The 19,779-nt window shown below is 69.3% G+C and carries 17 protein-coding genes; 10 read left to right on the top strand and 7 right to left on the bottom strand.

The window, feature by feature from the left end; all coding sequences use genetic code 11:
• Positions 1–67: 67 nt before the first annotated feature.
• Together ACIBVN_RS42165 and ACIBVN_RS42160 are read left to right on the top strand one after the other, a co-directional pair.
• Positions 68–1,504, top strand: coding sequence for an MFS transporter (locus ACIBVN_RS42165; RefSeq protein ID WP_397145910.1), 1,437 nt, complete (start codon positions 68–70; stop codon positions 1,502–1,504).
• Positions 1,505–1,515: 11 nt separating this feature from the next.
• Positions 1,516–1,977: an SDR family NAD(P)-dependent oxidoreductase gene (locus ACIBVN_RS42160; RefSeq protein WP_397145909.1), complete on the top strand. Its 462-nt coding sequence runs from the start codon at positions 1,516–1,518 to the stop codon at positions 1,975–1,977.
• A gap of 123 nt (positions 1,978–2,100) precedes the next feature.
• Here the strand turns inward: ACIBVN_RS42160 and ACIBVN_RS42155 are convergent, their stop codons facing one another.
• Positions 2,101–3,009, bottom strand: coding sequence for a LysR family transcriptional regulator (locus ACIBVN_RS42155; protein WP_397145908.1), 909 nt, complete (start codon positions 3,007–3,009; stop codon positions 2,101–2,103).
• 74 nt (positions 3,010–3,083) lie between these two features.
• On the opposite strand from ACIBVN_RS42155, the gene ACIBVN_RS42150 reads away from it, so the two are divergent.
• Both ACIBVN_RS42150 and ACIBVN_RS42145 read left to right on the top strand, forming a co-directional pair.
• Positions 3,084–3,734, top strand: coding sequence for a DUF6152 family protein (locus ACIBVN_RS42150; RefSeq protein ID WP_397145907.1), 651 nt, complete (start codon positions 3,084–3,086; stop codon positions 3,732–3,734).
• Positions 3,731–4,234, top strand: a complete 504-nt coding sequence (locus ACIBVN_RS42145; protein ID WP_397145906.1) for a hypothetical protein — start codon at positions 3,731–3,733, stop codon at positions 4,232–4,234. Before ACIBVN_RS42150 ends, ACIBVN_RS42145 begins: the two co-directional genes overlap by 4 nt.
• A 166-nt stretch (positions 4,235–4,400) precedes the next feature.
• Here the strand turns inward: ACIBVN_RS42145 and ACIBVN_RS42140 are convergent, their stop codons facing one another.
• Together ACIBVN_RS42140 and ACIBVN_RS42135 are read right to left on the bottom strand one after the other, a co-directional pair.
• Positions 4,401–5,174, bottom strand: coding sequence for an alpha/beta fold hydrolase (locus ACIBVN_RS42140; protein WP_397145905.1), 774 nt, complete (start codon positions 5,172–5,174; stop codon positions 4,401–4,403).
• A gap of 287 nt (positions 5,175–5,461) precedes the next feature.
• Positions 5,462–8,710: an efflux RND transporter permease subunit gene (locus ACIBVN_RS42135; protein WP_397145904.1), complete on the bottom strand. Its 3,249-nt coding sequence runs from the start codon at positions 8,708–8,710 to the stop codon at positions 5,462–5,464.
• Between the two features lie 105 nt (positions 8,711–8,815).
• On the opposite strand from ACIBVN_RS42135, the gene ACIBVN_RS42130 reads away from it, so the two are divergent.
• The gene (locus tag ACIBVN_RS42130) at positions 8,816–9,262 is read left to right on the top strand and encodes a MarR family winged helix-turn-helix transcriptional regulator (protein ID WP_397145903.1); all 447 of its coding nucleotides are present in this window, start codon (positions 8,816–8,818) and stop codon (positions 9,260–9,262) included.
• Between the two features lie 29 nt (positions 9,263–9,291).
• On the opposite strand, the gene ACIBVN_RS42125 is transcribed toward ACIBVN_RS42130, so the two are convergent.
• Positions 9,292–11,577 (bottom strand): HelD family protein, encoded by a 2,286-nt coding sequence (locus ACIBVN_RS42125; protein ID WP_397145902.1) that lies wholly within the window; start codon positions 11,575–11,577, stop codon positions 9,292–9,294.
• A 275-nt stretch (positions 11,578–11,852) separates the two neighbouring features.
• On the opposite strand from ACIBVN_RS42125, the gene ACIBVN_RS42120 reads away from it, so the two are divergent.
• From ACIBVN_RS42120 to ACIBVN_RS42110, 3 genes are read left to right on the top strand one after another with little or no spacing between them, the layout of a single operon-like run.
• Entirely contained in the window at positions 11,853–12,386 is a 534-nt protein-coding gene (locus tag ACIBVN_RS42120; RefSeq protein ID WP_397145901.1) for a PadR family transcriptional regulator, read from the top strand.
• Positions 12,383–13,123, top strand: a complete 741-nt coding sequence (locus tag ACIBVN_RS42115; protein ID WP_397145900.1) for an ABC transporter ATP-binding protein — start codon at positions 12,383–12,385, stop codon at positions 13,121–13,123. Before ACIBVN_RS42120 ends, ACIBVN_RS42115 begins: the two co-directional genes overlap by 4 nt.
• 5 nt (positions 13,124–13,128) lie before the next feature.
• Entirely contained in the window at positions 13,129–14,919 is a 1,791-nt protein-coding gene (locus ACIBVN_RS42110) for an FtsX-like permease family protein (protein ID WP_397145899.1), read from the top strand.
• A 51-nt stretch (positions 14,920–14,970) separates the two neighbouring features.
• Here ACIBVN_RS42110 and ACIBVN_RS42105 read toward each other — a convergent pair whose 3' ends face one another.
• The gene (locus ACIBVN_RS42105; protein WP_397145898.1) at positions 14,971–15,624 is read right to left on the bottom strand and encodes a class I SAM-dependent methyltransferase; all 654 of its coding nucleotides are present in this window, start codon (positions 15,622–15,624) and stop codon (positions 14,971–14,973) included.
• 50 nt (positions 15,625–15,674) lie between these two features.
• On the opposite strand from ACIBVN_RS42105, the gene ACIBVN_RS42100 reads away from it, so the two are divergent.
• A complete protein-coding gene (locus ACIBVN_RS42100; RefSeq protein WP_397145897.1) occupies positions 15,675–16,100 on the top strand; it encodes a MerR family transcriptional regulator in 426 nt (141 codons plus the stop codon).
• Positions 16,101–16,251: 151 nt separating this feature from the next.
• Positions 16,252–17,013 (top strand): SDR family NAD(P)-dependent oxidoreductase, encoded by a 762-nt coding sequence (locus tag ACIBVN_RS42095; protein ID WP_397145896.1) that lies wholly within the window; start codon positions 16,252–16,254, stop codon positions 17,011–17,013.
• 217 nt (positions 17,014–17,230) lie between these two features.
• Here the strand turns inward: ACIBVN_RS42095 and ACIBVN_RS42090 are convergent, their stop codons facing one another.
• Together ACIBVN_RS42090 and ACIBVN_RS42085 are read right to left on the bottom strand one after the other, a co-directional pair.
• A complete protein-coding gene (locus ACIBVN_RS42090; RefSeq protein WP_397145895.1) occupies positions 17,231–19,018 on the bottom strand; it encodes a putative Ig domain-containing protein in 1,788 nt (595 codons plus the stop codon).
• 191 nt (positions 19,019–19,209) lie between these two features.
• The gene (locus ACIBVN_RS42085) at positions 19,210–19,674 is read right to left on the bottom strand and encodes a sugar-binding domain-containing protein (RefSeq protein WP_397145894.1); all 465 of its coding nucleotides are present in this window, start codon (positions 19,672–19,674) and stop codon (positions 19,210–19,212) included.
• Positions 19,675–19,779: the final 105 nt, after the last annotated feature.

The following is a 19,779-nucleotide window of genomic DNA, read 5'->3' as shown; positions in this document are numbered from 1 at the left end:
CGCCGTTTCTCTTGGCCTTAACTGTAACCAATCTGGTGGCAGTAACTGTCACGCGGAGGGACACTGAATGACCACCACATCAATCAGAACAGGACGGACCGGTTCTGCGCTGGCACTGCTGGCTGTGTTGATGCCGGCGATGCTCGCCACGGTCATCGCCAGCGACATGGTCAATCTGATGCTCCCCTCGATCGGCGAGGAGTTCGGGGCTTCAGAGGCCGAGCTCGCCTGGGTTGTCACCGGTTTCCTGCTGATGTTCTCGGTCGGCATCCCGTTCTACGGCCGCATCTCTGACCGGGTCAGCCTGCGGCGCCTGTTCTGCTTCGCTTTGGTGACTTACGCCGCGGGGAGCCTGATCTCCGCGCTTGCGCCGGGGCTCCCGGTGCTCGTGCTCGGACGGATCGTGATGGGGGTGGGCGCGGCTGGGTTGCCCGTGCTGTCGATCATCGCCGTCACCAGGCTGATGCCTGAGGACAAGCGGGGCATGGGGATCGGCGTCGTGTCCGCGGCCACAGGGATCGGTACCGCCGCAGGACCGGCCATCGGTGGGGGGATCGGCCAGTTCCTCGGCTGGCCCGCGCTGTTCTGGATGATGCTCGTGGTCTCGCTGGCGCTGGTTCCTGCGGCGTGGCGCGTGCTCCCAGGCGAGCGCCCGGCCGGCGCGGGCCGCTTTGATCTTCCGGGTGGCATCCTGCTCGGGCTCGGCGCCGGGCTGATCTTGTTCGGGATCACCCAGGCACAGGTCGCCGGTGTCGCGACCCCGTCGTCCTGGGTCAGCCTCGTGGTGGCCGTGGTGGCGTTCGTGCTGTTCGGGTGGCGCACGGTACGCCTCGCGGATCCGTTCGTCCCGCCCACGCTGTTCGCCGGCCCGGTCTACCGGGCCGCGGTCGTCGTCGCGTTCCTGGCCATGGTCGTCAATCTGGGTGGCATGGTGTTCGTACCGCTGCTCGTGGTCGACGTCAACGGTCTCGAGCCGGGCGCGGGTGCCCTGGTGATGGTCCCGGCCGGAGTTGCGGTCGCCGTTCTGTCGCCGTTGATCGGTCGCCTCGCCGACCGCATCGCCACCCGGCTGCTCGTGCTGCCTGGGCTGGTGGCCATGGGACTGTTCTCCCTGTTCCTCTCAACCTTCGCGGGCGGCAGTTCGGCGATCCCCGCGGGGCTCGGGATCCTCGGGCTCAGTGTCGGTTTCTTCTTCGTGTTGACCCCGATCATCAGCGCGGCTGCGCGTGCGCTTCCGCCCGACCAGGCCGGGGCCGGGCTCGGAATCCTGCAAGGAGCCCAGTTCCTCGGCGCCGGCACCGGTCCCGCGCTCCTCGGCGTGCTGGTGACCGCGCGGCAGCAAACCGGCGCCGATGCCTTCAACCCCCTCCATGCCGGGCAAGACGGTGCTGCCTATTCCGATGCCTTTCTGGCCATGGCCGTGATCGTCGTCCTTGCCGTGTTTGCCGCCTTCAGGATGCGTCCGGCAGCGACATCGTCCCACCCCGATTCCCAGTCAGTTTGAGGAGGATTGCGGTGCGAACGATCGTCGTGTCAGGAGGCACATCAGGCATCCGGGAGGGGCTCGCACACGCCCACCTCGACCGGGGCGATCAGGTGGTCGTCATCGGCTCCGATCCAGCGAAGGGGACGAAGCTTCTCACCACCGCGCAGACGAAGGACGCCGGTGACCGGGTCTTCTTCCTCTGTCCAGACCTGAGCCTGGTCAGCGAGAACCAACGCGTCATTGAAGAGATCGGAACACGGTTCGCGCAAGTGGACGCGCTCGTGCTGTGCGCGCGCTACTTCACACCGCCGGCCGACTCCCTGAGCGCCTTCGTGGAGGGCAGGCGCATCAGCCTCATGCACCCATCCTTCGACAAGCAAGCCGCAGCACGTCTGGACGCCCTCACCCGAGCGCTGCTGCAGCAACATGAGCGCCAGAGCATGGCCAGACTTGAACGAGGCGTGGAGCATCGCCGCGCCCTGGGAGCATGAGCCCATCGCGCCACGTCCCAAGATCAGCGACAGAACACGATCCGGCCGACCGCACGCCCGGTCCCGGTGCCGAGCCGGGCACATCTCGACGAACAACAGGTCGGACGCGGTCGCCGAGTTCCGCTACGCCCGGGCCTGCCGCGGCTGACGTGGCGCCGGGAACAAGGCGCGGAAGTTGTGGACCAGCAGGTTCGTGTCCCCTGTACGCCAGGCCACATCCAGCGTGACGACCCGGGCCGGTGGTGAAAGCGGGCGGAAGACCACGTCCCCGCGCCGCAGCCGGGCCACCGACTCGGGCACGATGGACACACCGATCCCCGCCGCCACCAGCCCCACGATGGTCTGCATCTGCACCGCCTCCTGCACGATCATCGGCTCGAACCCGGCCGCCAGCGCGATGGAGGTGATCCGGTCGTACAGAGCGGGTCCATACCGCCTCGGGAACATGACGAACGGCTCCCTGGCCAGCGCGGCGGCCGGGAGCGTCCCACCCGCGGCAAGCGGGTGGCCGGCCGGCATAGCGGCGAGCAGCAGTTCGCGGGCCACGGTGCGCGTGGTCAGCACCTCGGCGACGGGGCCGGCGAGCGGAGCGTGCAGGAGACCCACGTCGAGCAGACCTTGCCGCAACTCCTCAGCCTGTTGCGCGGTGGGCAGCTCGCGTAGCTCGACCTGGACGCCCGGATAGCGGGCGCGGAAGCGGCGCAGCACTCTCGGCAGCGTGATGTTCGTGGCCGACCCGACGAACCCGATCACCAGCCGCCCCGCCTCTCCTCTGCCCACCCGGCGGGCCGATTCAGCGGCGAGGGCGGCATGGGCCAGGCTCATGCGGGCCTCGGCGACGAATGCCTCTCCCGCGGGCGTGAGGCGTACCTGCCTGGTCGTGCGCTCGAACAGGCGCACCCCCAGCTCCTCCTCCAGCTTGCCGATCTGCTGGCTGAACGGCGGCTGCCGCACGCCCTCCCGGAGCGCTGCCCGGCCGAAGTTCAGCTCTTCGGCGAGCGCGACCGCGTAGCGCAGCTGCTGCAGATTCATATGCCATCGATATTAATCGACCCTCAAATCGCTCTGTATGCCCCGTAATCGGCTCGGGCGGCGAGGGTGGCCTCATGATGAAGTCGACGATTGCCGGGCTTGCTCTCCTTGGTGCGCTCCACCATGGCTGGGAGGACTTCACGACAGAGCGGCCTCTGTACGTGTCGGGGACGGTGACAGAGGTCCAGTGGGGCAACCCGCACCCGGAGATCCACCTGCGGGTGACGGCCCCCGTGCGGCTGCCGCCCGGGTTGGCCGAGCGTGCCATTCCCGCCGAGCTGGAGGAGCTCGAAGGACGGGACGTGCTGCGGCGCACCCAGGCGTACGACGGCCAGGACGACGAGGTGGTGCTGATCCTCGCCCCAGTGGAACGGCTGACGGCCTGGGGCATGCCGGACCGGGTGAACCAGGGCGAGCGGCTCGAGGCAGTGGGGTACACCCATCGCGAGCATGCGGAGGAGTTCCGCCCGGAGCTCCTGATCAGGCAGGACGGGCGGGCGATCAGGCAGCGCTCGGTGCCTCTGCCGGAAGGCTCTCCCCCAGCCTCTCCCGGCTCCGAGACCGGACCCACGGCCGGCGACCACGGCAGCGGCGCCCTGCCAACCGGCTCCGACATCGGCAGCGGTGCCGGACCATTGCCCTGGCTCGTCGCAGGCGTCCTCGTGGCCGCCGGTACCGCGGTGGCGGTAGCGCGCATCAGGAGAAAGGGCGGCAACAGGATATGAGACCGCTCCCCCTCAGCGAGACGAACGTGCTCATGTGGCTGGAGGCAACCTGGGTCGCGGAGTTCGTCAGGGTGACCCCGTGGATCTACTCCTCCTTGGAGATCATGCACCTGCTGGGGCTGGCACTGTTGGTCGGCCCTGCCGCGCTGTTCGACCTGCGGCTGCTCGGCGCAGGACGGGACGCGATGTCGGTGCCGACGGCGGCGCGGCGCCTGCTGCCGGTGGCCCGCGCCGGGTTCGCCGCCGCAGCAGTGTCCGGGACGGCGATGTTCACGTCGGGCGCCAGGGAGATCGCGGACACCGGCGCCGCGCCGGTCAAATTGATCCTGCTCGTGGTGGCCGGGCTCAACGTCGCGGTGTTCCACCTCGGCGTCTATCGCCGCGTGGGCGCATGGGACGCCCACCGCCGCCCACCGGCGGCAGCCAGGGCCGCGGGCGCCATCTCACTCCTCACGTGGGCAGGGGTCGTCGCCTGCGGGCGACTGATCGCCTACACCTGACCGGCCCGCCCACGCTGGGACAGGCGTTCGCCAAGTACGGCCGCAGACGATGCACACACTCAGCGTGCTGGACCCGATCGATTCCAGTTCCCCGCCGGGCCATGCTCACTGCTTGGCCGCTACGCGATCGCCTCCTCGGCAGCGGAGCCAGGGCCGGCCGGGTAAATCAGCGGCGGACGATGATTTCCATGAGCCGTTCCGGCGTACGCAGCGGCAGATAATGATCAGCCGCAGCCACGAGCTCCAGGTCCGCACCGGGAATGCCCCCGGCGAGACGGCGAGCGATCACGCCGATCTCCGAGTGATCGTGATCGCCGACGACGACCGTCGTGGGCACCGTGACCCGCTCAAGGAGCTCAACGGCGCCTACCTCCGAGAAGCGGACGTGGCCCTTCTCGGCGGCCGCCCGAACCTTGGCGTTCTGAGTCACCATCCCCACGATTGCCGCGTATCCCGGCGCCCGGTCACCCAGCGAGGCCCACACCGCGAGCTCCATCTCCGCCAGGCGGTCGGCATCGTTCCCGCGGTCCGCCGCCGTGTAGGCGTCCAACTCGGGTGACTGCGGCCAGTCGTGGCCACTGGCCGACGCCGCGACGAGGATCAACGATCGCACCCGTCCCGGATGCTCCAAGGCGAAATCGAGCGCGACCTCGCCGCCCATGCTCAACCCAACCAGTGCCGCGCGCTCAATGCCAAAGTGGTCGAGGACCGCGAGCAGGTCATCCTCGTAGCGGAACGGCGCGGTCGGCAGCGTCGAACGGCCCAGACCTCGCGCGTCGTACCGGATCGCGGTGCGGTGGAGCGCAAGTTCAGGGAAAACACCGTCCCACAGGCGGCTGTCATGCACAGAGCCGTGAAGCAGGACCACGGGTGCTCCGTTGCCGGCCCTCTCGGCCCACAGACGGCCGCCACCGGAGACAGGGATGTACTCAATCGTCACAGGACCGATTCGATCACACTCGGCCTGCTCCACCTCGAACGGCCCTCCCCGACAGCCAGCGTGAAACCGTCCGTGACCACCCCGTCGCCGATCATGCATTCCAACTCTGCCCGCGAGAACCACTGGCAGCGCACATGCCCGTCGCGCAGTTGAGCCGTCCCAAGTGACGCATATTGCCAGCCGTGAAGCCGGTCCCCTCAGCCAACCAGCCGCTTGCCCGGCGGGAGGTAATAACCCCGCCGGGCAACACGGACGCTACGGCCACGCCGGATTCTCCGGCAACCCGCTCAGGACGCCGGAGTGAGGACCTTCGCCTCGTGCTTCGGCTCGGCCGGCTTGCGCCGCATCCGCTCCTTGGCCCGCTCCACCATCGTGTACAGCGTCGGCACAAGCACCAGCGTGAGCAGAGTCGAGCTGATCAGACCACCGATCACCACGATCGCCAGCGGCTGCGAAATGAACCCGCCCGAACCGGTCACCCCCAGCGCCATCGGCGTCAGCGCGCAGATCGTGGCCACCGCCGTCATCAAGATCGGCCGCAACCTGCGCCGGCCACCCTCGATGACCGCCTCCACCACACCCATGCCCTGCTCGCGATACTGGTTGATCAAGTCGATCAGCACGATCGCGTTCGTCACCACGATCCCGATCAGCATCAGCATGCCGATCAGCGCCGGCACACCCATCGCCGTGTCGGTCGCCACCAGCAGCCCGATCGCACCCGTCGCCGCGAACGGAATCGACACCAGCAAGATCAGCGGCTGCACGAAACTGCGGAACGTCGCCACCATGATCAGGAAGACGATCGCGATCGCCGCCAGCATCGCCATCCCCAGATCGGAGAACGCATCCGCCTGGTCCGCCGACGCGCCACCGATCTCATAGGTGGCGCCCGAAGCCAGCGCCACCCCGTCCAGCTTCGCCGTCAGCGACTGCGTCACACTACCCAGGTTCCCCGCGTCGGCCACCTTGCCCGACACCGTCGCCGAACGCTCACCATCGATCCGCGTCACCTGCGTCGGCCCAGCCACCTCCCGCACGTCCGCCACCGACGACAGCTTCACCAGACCACCCGCCGTCGCCAGCTTCAGATCCTCGACCGCCTTGATGTCGTCCGGCGCGTCCGCGCCACGCAACACCAGATCGCTGACACGGCCGTCCAAGGTGATCTGGCCCAGCGGCGCACCGCGGAACGCCTGCGCCACCGCCTGCCCCACCTGCGCCTCACTCAGCCCCTGCTCGGCCGCCTCCTCCCGATCCACCACAACCTCGACCCGCGGCGCGCTGGCCTCCAGGTTGGACGACACATCACGCAGCCCCGACACCTCACCCATCGCGGCCTTGACCGTGTCAGCCGCCGCGCGCAGCGTCTCAGCGTCGGGCGCCTGCACGACCACGTCAATCGTGTCGGAGGAGAACCCGCCCCCACCGGCGCCGCCCACCGTGACCTCGCCGACACCCGACAACTCATCGATCCGCCGGGTCAGCTCCTGCTGCACCTTGTCCGCATCGGCCCCCTCCTTGATCGTCACCGAGTACGACGCCCGATCCGCGCCACCACCGACCGCACCACCCTGCATGGCGTTGCCGCCACCCACGTTCACCTGGTACGTCTCCACGCCATCGGCGCCCTTCAGCACGCCCTCCACCTTCTGGGCGGCCTTGTCGGTCGTCGCCAGATCCGCGCCGACCGGCATCTTCTGCGACAAGGAGATCGTGTTCTGACCCGAGGAATCCAGGAAGTTCGTCTGCAAGCTGCCCGCCAGCCCCAGCGTGGCCACGAACACCGCCACCCCGATCAGCACCGTCGTCAGCTTGAACCGCGTCGCGAACCGCAGCACCGGCAGATAGGCCCGCTGCAACGGCGAGCGCAACTCCTTGGCCTCGGCCTCCTCACGCTGCTTGCGCGCCTGCTCCGGCGTCAGCTCCGGCGTCTTCAAGAACCAGTACGCCAACACCGGCACCACCGTCAGCGACACCACCAGCGAAGCCAGCAAAGCCACCGCCACCGTCACCGAGAACGGGCCGAACAGCTCACCCACCATGCCGCCCACGATCGCGATCGGCGCGAACACCGCCACCGTCGTCAACGTCGAGGCCGTCACCGCACCCGACACCTCACGCACCGCCGCCAGGATCGCCTGCAACCTGGCCTCGCCATAGCCGAGATGCCGCTTGATGTTCTCCAGCACCACGATCGAGTCGTCCACCACCCGGCCCACCGCGATCGTCAGCGCGCCCAGCGTCAGCATGTTCAGCGAATAGTCACCCGCCCACAACGCGATCAACGCGATCACCACCGACAACGGGATCGACACCGCCGTCACCAGCGTCGAACGCACCGACAGCAGGAACACCAAGATGACCAGCACCGCGAACGCCAGCCCCAGCAGGCCCTCGGTCGTCAGGCTCCGGATCGACTCCTCCACATACGGCGCCTGGTCGAACACCACCGACACCGCCGTGTCCGAGCCGTCGCCCAGCGCCTTGGTCAGGTCCGGCAACTTCGCGCGGATTTCATGCGAGATCGACACCGCGTTGCCGTCCGGCACCATCGTCACCGACACACCCAGACTCGACCGGCCATCCGTACGGGTGATCGTCGTCGCGTCCGCCAGCCCCTGCTTGATCTCCGCGACGTCGCCCAGCTTGACCGGCTTGAGCGGCTTCGGCTGGACCTGCTGCTGCGCGAGCGCCGCCTGCCCCGGCTGCCCCTGGGCGGGCCGCGCCGTCTGCCCGGTCTGCCCGGTCGGGGGCCGCGCCTGCGACTGGCCCGGCTGCTGGGTGGCACCCGCCGGCTGCGCCGGAGTCAGATACAGGTCCTTCAGCTTGGCCACCGAGTCGACCCGCGCACCCACCTGCACCGTCAAAGACTTGCCGTCAGAGGTCAGCGTGCCCGCCGGGATCGGCGTGCCGTTCGCCTTCAGCACATCGGGGATCTGCGACGCCGACACCCCCGCCGCCGCCATCTTCTTCGCGTCCGGCTCGATCGTCACAACCTCGTCACGAGTGCCCGTGACCTGCGCCTCCCGTACGCCCTCCACGCCCTGCAGCTCCGGCACCACGATCCGGCGCAGCTTGTCGGCCATCGCCCGCTCGTCACCGCCGTCACCCACCGCCAGCACCACCACCGGGATGTCGTCGGTGTTGCCCGCCACCACCTGCGGATCCACCCCATCCGGAAGGGTGACCCGGCTGATGGCCTGCTGCATCTTGTTCAGCGACGACTCGACGTCGGTGCCGTACTCGAAGGCCACCTGGATCTGTGCCAGGCCCTCCTTCGACGTCGAGGTCATCTGCTCCATCCCGGCCAGCCCCTGGAAGGAGTCCTCGATCGGCTTGGTGACCTGGTCCTCGACGATCTCCGGCGAGGCGCCCGGGAACGACGCGACCACGAACGCGCCGGGAAAGCTCAAAGACGGCAGCAACTGCTGTTTCAACTGCGGAATCGTGAACGCGCCGAACGCGCTGAGCACGACCGCGACCAAAATCACAAGGCTGCGGTTGACCAGGCTCAACCGGGCGAATGCGGTCATAGGCGTCCCCTCCAAGAGTTCGCCCCAGACTAACACTTCGCCTTGTACGAATATTTAGACAGATTGAGCTTTCCTGATAACCTTCTCAGGAAGCGAGAGGTGAGTGTGAGCGACGAACGCGAAGACCTGATCCGCCGGATCAGCGAAACACAGCGTGGCCTGGGACGACTGTTCGCCCAGCACCAATCCCCCCTGTTCTCCTCCAACCTCACCATGCGACAGCTCCACGTCGTCATGCTCCTGTCCCTCAACGGCTCCGCCTCAGGACAGGAGCTCGCCCACCACCTCGGCGTCGGCCTCGGCACCGTCACCGGCCTCGTCGACCGCCTCATCGCGCACGGCCTGGCCACCCGCCACGAGGACCCCCACGACCGCCGCGTCCGCCGCATCGAGCTCTCCCCGGCCGGCACCGCCCTGGTCGAGGAGCTGCAGAGCGCCGGCTTCGAGCACTTCCGCCGCATCCTCGACCACCTCGACACCGAGACCCTGCGCTCCCTCGACCACATCAGCCGCACCATGCGCGCTGTCGCTGACAAGCTCTATAACGAGTAAGAAAGTGGCGCCGAACAGCCCCGGCGCCTTTACATTGTAGATTCCGTAGCCAGCCGGGACAGCACCTCCGGCAGGTCCCCCTCGTGCATCACCGTCAGCCGCCGCGTCGCCCGCGTCACCGCCACGTACAGGTCCTGGCCGCCCATCGGCGACTGCGCCAGGATGCCCGCCGGATCCACCACCACGACCGCGTCGAACTCCAGCCCCTTGGCCTGCCCCACCGTCAGCGCCACCACCGGCGCGTCCAGATCCCCGCCAGGCAGCAGCGCGGACACCTCCGCGTGGCGGGCGTCGGAGGAGACCACGCCCACCCGGCCCTCGCCGATCGCGGCCAGTTCCGCCGCCACCAGGTCAGGAAGACCGGACAACGGCAGGCGGACCGCGCGCGGCCGGGTGCCGCCCTCGCGTACCGACTCCGGCGGCTCCTGGTCCGGCGCGAAGCTCCGCAACACGTCCGCGGCCACCGCCATGATCTCCACCGGCGTGCGGTAGTTGACCAGCAGCCGCTCCTCGCGCCAGCGCCCCGCCAGGTGCGGGTCAAGCACCTCACCCCACGAGCGCGCGCCCGCCGCCGACCCCGTCTGCGCCAGGTCGCCCACCACGGTCAGCGACTTCGCCGGCACCCGCCGCATGATCATCCGCCAGGCCATCGGCGACAGCTCCTGCGCCTCGTCCACGATCACATGCCCGTACGCCCACGTCCGCTCCGCCGCCGCCCGGTCGGCCGTCGTCAGGCCCGGCCCGTCGTCGGCGTGCCACTCGGCCAGCACGTCGGCCCGGTCGAAGATGCCTGCCTCAAGCACCCCTGTCACCTGCAGCACCTCCTTCGCGTACAGCTCCTGCGAAGCCTGCTCCTGCGCGGCGTTTCTCGCCGCCACCCGGCGGGCGGAGTCGTCCTCGCCCAGCAGTTCGGCCGCCTCGTCCAGCAGCGGCACGTCCCCGACCGTCCACCCGGCCGCCGCAGGGCGCAGCAGCTCCTGCCACTCCATCCCCGACGGCGCCACCGCCCACAGCGTGTCGAACGACGACAGCAGCTCCGAGATCAGCCGCTGCGGCGTCAGCTCCGGCCACAACTCATCCAGCGCCCGCCGCACCGCCGGCTCGCCCCACAGCCGTTGCGAGGCCAGCTCCACATCCAGCTCGTCCAGGTCGCCCTCCAGGTCGAGCGGCTGCGACAGCTCCGGCTCGCCCTCGATGACCAGCTCCTCGATGTGCAGCGACTCCTCCAGCGCCCGCGCCTCGGCCCTGGCCAGCTCCTTGAGCATCTCGGTGACGTACAGCTTGCGGGACATGTTGTGCGGCAGCCGCACCGCCCGCGCCCGGTCACGCAGCCGCATGCACGTCTCCCGCGGGACCCGCAGGTTCAGCCCGTCCAGCTCGACCACCAGGTCGCCCTGCGGCACCCCCTGGCGCAGCGCCAGCGCGCGGGCGACCACCTCGGCCATCCGGACGTCGCCCTTGACCACCGCCGCCGCCGGAGTGTCGGCCGCGCTCACCCGTACCCCGGGGAACATCTCCCCCACCGTGGTCATGACGACCTGCGTCTCCCCCAGCGCCGGCAGCACCTGGCTGATGTAGCGCAGGAACATCGGGTTGGGGCCCACCACCAGCACGCCGCGCCGCTCGAGCGTGTCACGGTGGGTGTAGAGCAGGTACGCCGCCCGGTGCAGCGCCGCCACCGTCTTGCCGGTGCCCGGCCCGCCCTGCACCACCAGCGCCCCCTGCAGCGCGGAGCGGATGACCCGGTCCTGCTCGGTCTGGATGGTGGCCACCACGTCACCCATCCGGCCCGTCCTGCCCCGCCGCAGCGCCGCCAGCAGCGCCGCCTCGCCCACGAGCGTGCGCCGGTCGCCGTCGCTCATCCGCTCCAGGTCGAACACCTCGTCGTCGATGCCGACCACCGTGCGGTCCTTGAGATGCAGGTGCCTGCGGCGCACCAGCCCGCCCGGATCGGTGGCCGTGGCCACGTAGAACGGCCGCGCGGCAGGGGCCCGCCAGTCGATCAGGACCGACTCGTGCTGCTCGTCGCGCAGCCCGATCCTGCCGACGTACGTGCCGGCGCCCGATGCGTCGTCGATGCGGCCGAAGCACAGGCCGCGCTCGACCGCGTTCAGCTGGGCCAGCCTCCTGGCCTGCGCCGCGGCCATCGCCTCGCGCTCCACCATCGCCTGACGGGTGCCGCCTGCCCTGGCGTACGCCTCGCGCAGCGCCGCCTGCGCCCGCTCCCTGGCGACGTCGAGCCTGCCGTACAGCCACGACACAGTGCTCTGTTCCCTGTCAAGGGCTTCCGCGAGACCATCTTGACGATTAGCCATTGGCTGGTATACTCCTAACCGGAAGGGGTGTGGAGCTCTCGTTTCTAAAATGGAGCATTCGAGCTTAACCCCGCGCGAGACCGCGCGCAAACGATTCAGCTCATCGGCGTCTTCGAATGCTGCCCCGAGATTGAGCCGCCCTCTTCGCACCGTCCCATACAGGTCTGCAGGCGTCGCGGGCACACCTTCACCCCGCTCTTCGAGAGCCAGGCGTACAGCGTTTGACACCTTTTACGGCTAACCGCTATCTATTGGCTAACCGTTAGGGAGGTGGAGTGCAAGACGCAGTGCTGGCGATGCTCGCCAAAGAACCCTCACACGGGTACGACCTACGCGCCCGCCTGCAGGAGAGCCTCGGCCCACTCGGCGAGTCGATGAACCCCGGTCAGATCTATGTGACATTGGCCCGGCTGGAAAAAGCCGGCCTCGTGGTCTGCGAGCCGGCGGCCGGCCTGCCCGAGCGGCCGGAGCGCAAGGTCTACGCGCTGACACCGGCCGGGCAGCAACGGGTGACCGCCTGGCTGGCCGAGGTGGGCTGGCCGAAACCGGACCTGGCGGAGTTCCATCTCAAGCTCGTCGCGGCGGACGCGACCCGGCTGGCCGACCCGGTCGAACTCGTGGCGGCCCAGCGCCGTGAGCTGCTGCGCCGCCTGCGTGAGGCGCAGCAGGCGGCGCTGGCCGAGCCGGCGGGATCGGGCGCCGGCCTGCTGCTGGAAGGGGTCATGCTGCGGTTGCAGGCGGACCTGCGCTGGCTGGCTGCCTGTGAACGGGCCTGGTCCAAGGGCGATCACGAAGCCGAGGGTGGATGAACGTGTCAAGTGCCGTGGTCCGGGCCTGCGGCCTGATGAAGACGCATGGCCAGGGGCAGAGCCGGGTCCGCGCGGTGGACGAGGTCGACCTGGAGGTGCCCCAGGGACAGATGCTGGCGGTGATGGGGCCAAGCGGCTGCGGGAAATCCACTCTGCTGCACCTGCTGGGCGGCCTGGAGCGGCCTACCGATGGACAGGTGTGGGTGGCCGGGCGGCGCATCGACACGCTGAGCGAGCGAGCTCTGGCGCGCATGCGGCGCCGGTCGGTGGGATTCATCTTCCAGGCCTTCCACCTGGTGGAGGAGTTGTCGGCGGCCGAGAACGTGGAGCTGCCCGCGCTGCTGGCCGGGCGCTCGCCCCGCCAGGCCAGGCGGCGCGCGAGGCTGCTGCTGGAACGGGTCGGGCTCGCCGAGCGCGCCCGGCACCTGCCGTCGCAACTGTCGGGAGGGCAGCGACAGCGGGTCGCCGTCGCCCGCGCGCTGGTCAACGACCCGCTGGTCGTCATGGCCGACGAGCCGACCGGCAACCTCGACACCGCGGCGACCCTCGACGTGCTGAGGATCTTCGAAGAGCTGCGTACGGCGGGACAGACGCTCGTGATCGTCACCCACGACGAGCGGGTCGCGGCCACCGCGGACCGGCTGATCTCGATGCGCGACGGGATGTTCGTCGACGACACCCGGCTGGCCGGCTCCCACCCGCGCGGGCTCGGCGGGCTGATCGGGCTGGAGGGCTGAACGTCATGGGCTCCATCGTGCTCGTCGTGCGCCTGGTGCTGGCTGACGTGCGCCGCCACCAGGTCCAAGCCGCGATGCTCCTGCTCGCGGTCGCCGTGGCCACCGCCACGATGGCATTGGGCCTGTCCCTGCGCGGCGTGAGCGACGCGCTGTACGAGCAGACCCGCGCGGCCACCGCCGGGCCGGACGTGGTGGCACTGTCCGGCGACACGGGCCCCGCCGTGACCGCGGCCCTGGCCTCGCTGGCGGACGACCCCGAAGTGATCGCCCACCATGGCCCCTATCGCGTCGTCTACGCCGACCTCACCACGCGCGACTCCACCTCGTCCCCCGTGGTGGTGCACGGCTTCGCCGACAAGCCCGGCACGGTCAACCGGCCGCTCGTGACCTCTGGTCATTGGGTCCGGCCTGGCGGCACGGTCCTCGAACGCGGCTTCGCCACCGCGCTCGGCATCAGCGTCGGCGACCACGTCACCATCGCCGGCCTGCCGTACCCCGTCGTCGGGATCGCCGTGACCGCGGCCACCTCCATCTACCCCTGGGCGGCGCAGATCGGCCCCGGCGGCGGCCCCAGCGACTACACCGGCCTGGCCTGGATGACCCGATCAGATGCCCGGACACTGGCGTCGTCCCAAGATCTCCCGGTTACCTCGGCCGTGGACCTCAAGCTGCGCGACCCCGCCGCCACCGAGGCCTTCCGCGAGGCCCACCGCGTCTCCCCCATCAGGATCAACTTCCACTCCTGGCAGTTCACCGCCAAACAGGACATGGTCATCCTCAGGAACAGCCAGCCGATCCTGGTCGTCGGCAGCTGGCTGCTCAGCTTCCTGGCCATCACCGGAGTGGCGGCGCTGGCCGCCGGACGCGCCGTCGAGCAGACGCGCCGGGCCGGGCTGCTCAAGGCCGTCGGCGCCGCCCCCGCTCTGATCGCCACCGTCCTGCTCACCGAGTACCTGGCGCTGGCGCTGGCCGGCGACGCGCTGGGGCTGGTGATCGCCCGCCTGACCGTGCCCGCCATCGCCAGCCCCACCGCCAGCCGGATCGGCGACGCGGCCGGTCTCACCGGCGCCATCGTCGCCGCGGCGACCGTACTCGCCGTGGCGGTGGCGGTGCTGTCCTCGCTGCGTCCCACGCTGCGGGCCATGCGTACGGCGACCGTCACGGCGCTGACCGCCACCGCGCACCAGCCCCGACACCGGCCCTGGCTCACCGCGCTGTCCGCGCTGCTGCCCACACCGCTTCTGCTCGGGCTGCGGCTGACCGCCCGCCGGCCGGGCCGCGCCGTGCTGCAGGCGTGCTCCACCGCCACCACAGTGGTCGCGATCATCGCCCTGCTGACGCTCTACGTCCAGCCGGAGCGGGGCTACGGCCTGGACGGCTCCTCCGCCCTGCCCAACCTGCGGGGCGAGCACGACCGCCGGCTGATGCTCGCCGTCACCATCCTGCTGATCGCACTCGCCGTCGTGAACACCATCACGTTCACCTGGACCACCGCCATGGAGGCCAGGGCGAACATGGCCGTCGCACGTACGCTCGGCGCCACCCCCGGGCAGATCTCCGCGGGACTGTCCGCCGCCCAGCTCCTGCCCGCCCTGCCCGGCGCCATCGCCGGCATCCCCATGGGCATCGCCTTGTGCTGGTTCTTCAGCGTCAGGAACACGGCCGCACCGCCCTTCGCCTGGATGCTCGCCGCCGCACTAGCGATCCTCCTGGCAACAGCGGCACTCACCGCCCTACCGGCACGCCTGGCGGCCCGGCGGCCCGTCGCGCAGACCCTCAGCGCCGAAACGGCCTGACAGGCTCAGGCAGCACGATGTGCCGGAAGCCGGCCGGTGTGTCGTCCGCGGTCATGACGGCATGCCGGTCGGATTGCTGGCAAGCACACAGGCGACGGGCGGGTCGAGCTCGAGGGTCTCGACCCGGAGATGGGTGAAGCCGGCCTGGGTGAGCAGGTCTTGGAGCTCTTGGGCGGCTCGGACCGTGGTGTCCCGGGTGGCGCCGGGGCAGCGGGGCTGGCTGACGAGCGCAATGCGCCCCGCGGGGCGGAGCAGGCTGCGCAGCTCGCGAAGCCGCTCCACCGGGTCGGGCCAGAACCCCGCGGAGTTGACGGCGAGGATGGCATCGAGCGGATCTCCGAAGCTCGGCAACTGCTCCACGGAGGCGCACGTGAGGTGCACGCGGCGGGCGCGGACGGCGGCGGCGTTGCGGCGGGCGGCCCGCCGGACCATGGCCTGCGAGTGGTCGACGCCGAAGACGTGGCCCCGGGTGGCGCGGCGGGCGAACTCGGCGATGGCGACGCCGGGACCGAAGCCGATCTCGAGCACCCGGTCGGTGGGCTGCACGTCCAGCAACGACACCGCCCAGATGTTGCGCTTCCGGTTGGAGGGGCGATGAGCGAACATCCAGCCGTTCGCCCACCCGACGAAGCCCCGGGGTTGGTGCGCCTGGCTCACCAAGTATCTGAGCGCGCGCTGCTTGAGAGATGTACCTGCTGTCTGCATGATCGCCAGTCAACGGCTTCAAGTATGCTTGAAGTCAAATGGATGAGCAGTTGACGATCGGTGAGCTGGCGAGCCGCACGGGCGTCGCCACCTCCGCTCTGCGCTACTGGGAGGAGCTCGGCCTGCTACCGGCGCCGGCCCGGGTCTCAGGCCAGCGGCGTTATCCGCCATCGGCGGTCGGGCTGGTCGGCGTGGTCGTCTTGCTGCGAGATGTCGGTTTCACCTTGCGGGAGATCAAAGCATTCATCGCGTCTCGTTCGCCGGACGGCGACGGCTGGCGGGAGCTCTACCGACGCAAACTCACCGAGCTGGATCAACGCATTGCCCAGGCCCAGGTGGCACGCACCGCCATCGCCCATGGCCTGGCCTGCCCGCACAAGGACATCTTCGAGTGCTCCACCTTCACCAGCGGGGTCGCGGCGCTCCTGGCGGGATCTTCTCTCGAAGAGGCTCACGAGAAGGCTCATTCGCACTGACCTCGCCGTCCAGACAGGCCGTCTCACTCATGGAACTTGCCGAGTCCGGGCTCACGATGCGCCCCGCGCGGATTGGCTGACGGTCTTGCGGCTCTTGAGGAAACGGCCCAGATGGCGAGCCGCAGAGCCGGGAATGCTAGCTTGTTCGACCATGTCTGACTATCTGCGGGAGCTGTTCTCCCTCGACGGCCGGCGCGCCCTGGTGACTGGCGGAAGCTCCGGCATCGGGTACGTCATCGCCGAGGCGATCGGCAGAGCCGGGGCCGAGGTCGTGGTGGTGGCCCGCAGGGAGAGCGAGCTCGACAAGGCCGTCACCCGGCTGCGCGAGCACGGCGTCACCGCCTCGTGGATCAGCGCCGACCTCGCCGACCGCGACGACATCCAGCGCGTGTGCGCCACGGCCGGCGACATCGACATCCTCGTCAACGACGCCGGCAACAACATCCGCAAGCCCATGGCCGAGCTCACCGTCGACGACTACGAGCTCACCATCGCCGTCAACCTCACCGCCCCCTACCTCCTCGGCCAGCACTTCGGCCCGGAGATGGCCGCCCGCGGCTGGGGCCGCATCATCAATCTCGGCTCCCAGCAGTCCATCAGCGCCTTCGGCGACAGCGGCGCGTACGGCACCGCCAAGGCCGCCGTCCTCGGCCTGACCCGCTCTCAGGCGGAGGCCTGGTCGACCGGCGGCGTGTGCGTCAACACGATCATCCCCGGCTTCGTGCTGACCCCGCTCACCGAGCCCGCCCAGGCCATCCCCGGCCGCGTCGAAGCGCTCGCCGCCCGCCACATGGCCGGCCGCAACGGCGTGCCCGAGGACTTCGCGGGCGCGGCGGTGTTCCTGGCCAGTGACGCCTCCGCCTTTGTCACCGGCCAGATCCTCTTCGTGGACGGCGGCTTCTCCGTCCACTAGCGCTCACCTTATGGACACCGCAATCGTGGATCTGCGGTCGGGAGACTGCCCGCTGGTAGCCGACGAGCTGGACCAGTTATCCGGGCGCCGCACCCTGAGCGCGTGGGCGCTCACGCTGACGCCGCACGCCGGCTTCTGGACGACCGAGCCACCGCCCGTGCCGCCGCACCCGAACAGGCGCTCCAGCCGATGCGCGTCGAACGCTTCGCCGCGGTCCTCAGGCGGGGTGTCCGACGGTGACGGTGAGGGGCTTGGTCGCCGTGCCCACGTTGTTCGTGGCCGAGACGGTGATCGTGTAGGTGCCGGGGACCTGCGGAGTTCCGGAGACCAGACCGGTGTTCTTGTCCACCGTGAGGCCTTTCGGCAGGCCCTCGGCGTTGAACGACGTCGGCAGCGCGGTCGCGGTGATCAGGTGGTTGAAGACCTGCCGGGCGGTGGCCGTGGCCTCGCCCGGGCTGGTGATCTGCGGCGCGACGGTGGCCGCGGGCGCGGCGGCGTCCAGGAATCTTAGGTTGCGCACGTGCTCGTTGACGAACATCGGGACCGTGTCCGATTCCAGGTACCAGCCAGGCTTCCTCATCGTGTTGGCGATGACCGTGCCGTTGATCGCCAGGTTCTGGAAGGTGACGTTTTTGACGGCATGGTCGGCGTCGTAGCCGACGATGATCGACATATTGGCGCGGGTGCCGTCGTACTTCAGGTTCCGGACGTACACTCCGTCGATGCCCCGGCCGACGGACGTGTTGTACTTGGCGTTGTACATCACCTTCATGTTGATGAGCTGGCCCCAGCGGAAGTCCTCCACCCGCACGTCCTGGATGCGGACGTTGCGGAGCAGGTTGCTGTCGCCCGGGTTGAGCGAGAAGCAGCCCTGGTAACCGATCTGTGGCTCGCGGTGGTCGAGAATGTCGATGTCGCTGAAGACCAGGTTCTCGAGGATTTCCGGCTTGTCGGTGTTGCCGTGCGTGGCGATGTTCACCGGGTGGGCGACGTCGGCCCAGAGAGTGGAGTTGCGGACGACGACGTTCCGCACGTCGCCGTAGTAGTTGGAGCGGTGGCCGTAGATGGCGATGCAGTCGTCGGACGTCCGCAGGTAGACGCCCTCGATCAGCACGTCCTCGCTGCAGAACACGTCGATGCCGTCGCCCCACTGGCCGGCGCTGTAGTGGTGGAGGTTGCGGATGGCGACCTGCTTGGACTGGCCGACCGTGACGGAGTAGCCGGCGCGCGGATTGAGCACCATGATGCCGTCGATCTCGATGTTGTGGGAGAAGGCCACGAGGGCGCCGGCGTAGTCCGAGTTCCACAGCACGCCCCGGCCGAGCAGCCGGGCGTTCTCGACCCCGTTGAACTCCACCCGGGCCTTCACCACGGCGCCACCGGCCAGGTAGACCGTCTTGCCGCTGGGCACCGTCACCACGCCGCCGCTGACCGTGTGGAGACCGGGGCCGAAGTAGATGACGTCGGGGTCGTCGGGCTCGGGCCGCTGCGATTCGATCGGGTTGGCGTGCAACTGCAGGTTGTCGAAGATCTCTCCGTCGATCTCGATGGAGAGGTTGCGCGGGTCGGTGAGGGTGAAGCTCACCGTGTCGCCGTCCACCGCGTACTGGGTGCCGTACGACAGAGGACGTATCCGCGCGTTGCCGATGGCGCCCTTGGACGAGGTGACCGCGACCTCCACGGTGCCGCTGAAGTCGAAGGTGGCGACCGAGGAATTCTTGACGATCCCGCCACCCGTCTTCTCGTTGACGATCTTCACCTGGGCGCGGTAGACGGGTACCGGCGTCCACTGGCCGTTCGGCGTGCGGGCCTTGACGGAGAAGCTCGCGTTGGTCGGGACACCGTCCGGGATGGGGGACACCACCAGCCGGTCGGCGACCTCGGGCCGGTCATCCGCTCTCGCGGTGCCGGTGATCGTGCCGGTCAACGAGTACGCGGCTGCGGTGGCGCCCGCGGCCTGGAGTAATGTGCGCCGGCTCAGCCCGGTGTCTTGCGGGTCGGTCATGGAAAGGCTCCTTCGGGGGTGGATCGTCACGTGAGTTCAGGGATGGGCGCGCCGATCGGGCCGTCGATCCGCTCAGGCGCGGGCCGTGTAACGACGTTTGGGCGCGCCGTTCCAGGACAGGCGGAGGCGTCCGGGAATCGCTCCGCCAGCCTCGATATGAGGCACCCTGGTGCCGTTTTCGTCGACGACGTTCAGGGGTGGGGTGTCGCCGGGTATGTCGATGACCACTTTCTGCCTTCGAACCGCAACACCCAGCCCGCGCCTTCGGGCCTGTCCATCTTGAAGGTCCGGCGGTACTCGCCCGTGGCGTTGGCGTCCGGGACGTGCGGCGGATCGATCGGGAACGGGTAGATCTGATTGGTGTACGCGGGCCTTCCGAACCGCGCCTGCCCGTGATCAAGAAGGTTGCCCTCGTGGTCGCGAAGGCCCGCCATCTGCCAAGAACCTGGCACTCGCAGCACCGACCAGGCGGAATCGTCGAAGTCAGGGTTCTCGAAGCCGTCGCTCATTTCCCGAAGGCTGGGAGCCAGGCGAAACATCCAATCACCATCGAGGGAAAGGGAGCGGGCGCTGCTGGCCGAGCTGGCACGGTGTTTCAGCCGGCCTGCGCCTGGCTCGAAGGATGAGACGTTACGGTCTGCTTCACTGGAGGACAACGTTTTACCGCCCCATGGGAAGACGATGGACAGGATTCACACGCTCGCCCGTAACCTGGTAAAACGACTCCTCGGATAGGGAGAGCGCTGGGGCGCAGCCTCGCC

Origin of the sequence: Nonomuraea sp. NPDC049400 (assembly GCF_044466425.1) — a bacterium.
GTDB lineage: Bacteria > Actinomycetota > Actinomycetes > Streptosporangiales > Streptosporangiaceae > Nonomuraea.
Note: the sequence above shows the minus strand (reverse complement) of the source record. Positions and strands in the feature narration are given on the sequence as shown.

Excerpts from the sequence above, each read along its gene's own strand:
- ACIBVN_RS42165 (WP_397145910.1), top strand. The coding sequence starts at position 68 with ATGACCACCACATCAATCAGAACAGGACGGACCGGTTCTGCGCTGGCA.
- ACIBVN_RS42155 (WP_397145908.1), bottom strand. The coding sequence starts at position 3,009 with ATGAATCTGCAGCAGCTGCGCTACGCGGTCGCGCTCGCCGAAGAGCTG.
- ACIBVN_RS42150 (WP_397145907.1), top strand. The coding sequence starts at position 3,084 with ATGATGAAGTCGACGATTGCCGGGCTTGCTCTCCTTGGTGCGCTCCAC.
- ACIBVN_RS42145 (WP_397145906.1), top strand. The coding sequence starts at position 3,731 with ATGAGACCGCTCCCCCTCAGCGAGACGAACGTGCTCATGTGGCTGGAG.
- ACIBVN_RS42135 (WP_397145904.1), bottom strand. The coding sequence starts at position 8,710 with ATGACCGCATTCGCCCGGTTGAGCCTGGTCAACCGCAGCCTTGTGATT.
- ACIBVN_RS42125 (WP_397145902.1), bottom strand. The coding sequence starts at position 11,577 with ATGGCTAATCGTCAAGATGGTCTCGCGGAAGCCCTTGACAGGGAACAG.
- ACIBVN_RS42115 (WP_397145900.1), top strand. The coding sequence starts at position 12,383 with ATGAACGTGTCAAGTGCCGTGGTCCGGGCCTGCGGCCTGATGAAGACG.
- ACIBVN_RS42110 (WP_397145899.1), top strand. The coding sequence starts at position 13,129 with ATGGGCTCCATCGTGCTCGTCGTGCGCCTGGTGCTGGCTGACGTGCGC.
- ACIBVN_RS42105 (WP_397145898.1), bottom strand. The coding sequence starts at position 15,624 with ATGCAGACAGCAGGTACATCTCTCAAGCAGCGCGCGCTCAGATACTTG.
- ACIBVN_RS42095 (WP_397145896.1), top strand. The coding sequence starts at position 16,252 with ATGTCTGACTATCTGCGGGAGCTGTTCTCCCTCGACGGCCGGCGCGCC.
- ACIBVN_RS42090 (WP_397145895.1), bottom strand. The coding sequence starts at position 19,018 with ATGACCGACCCGCAAGACACCGGGCTGAGCCGGCGCACATTACTCCAG.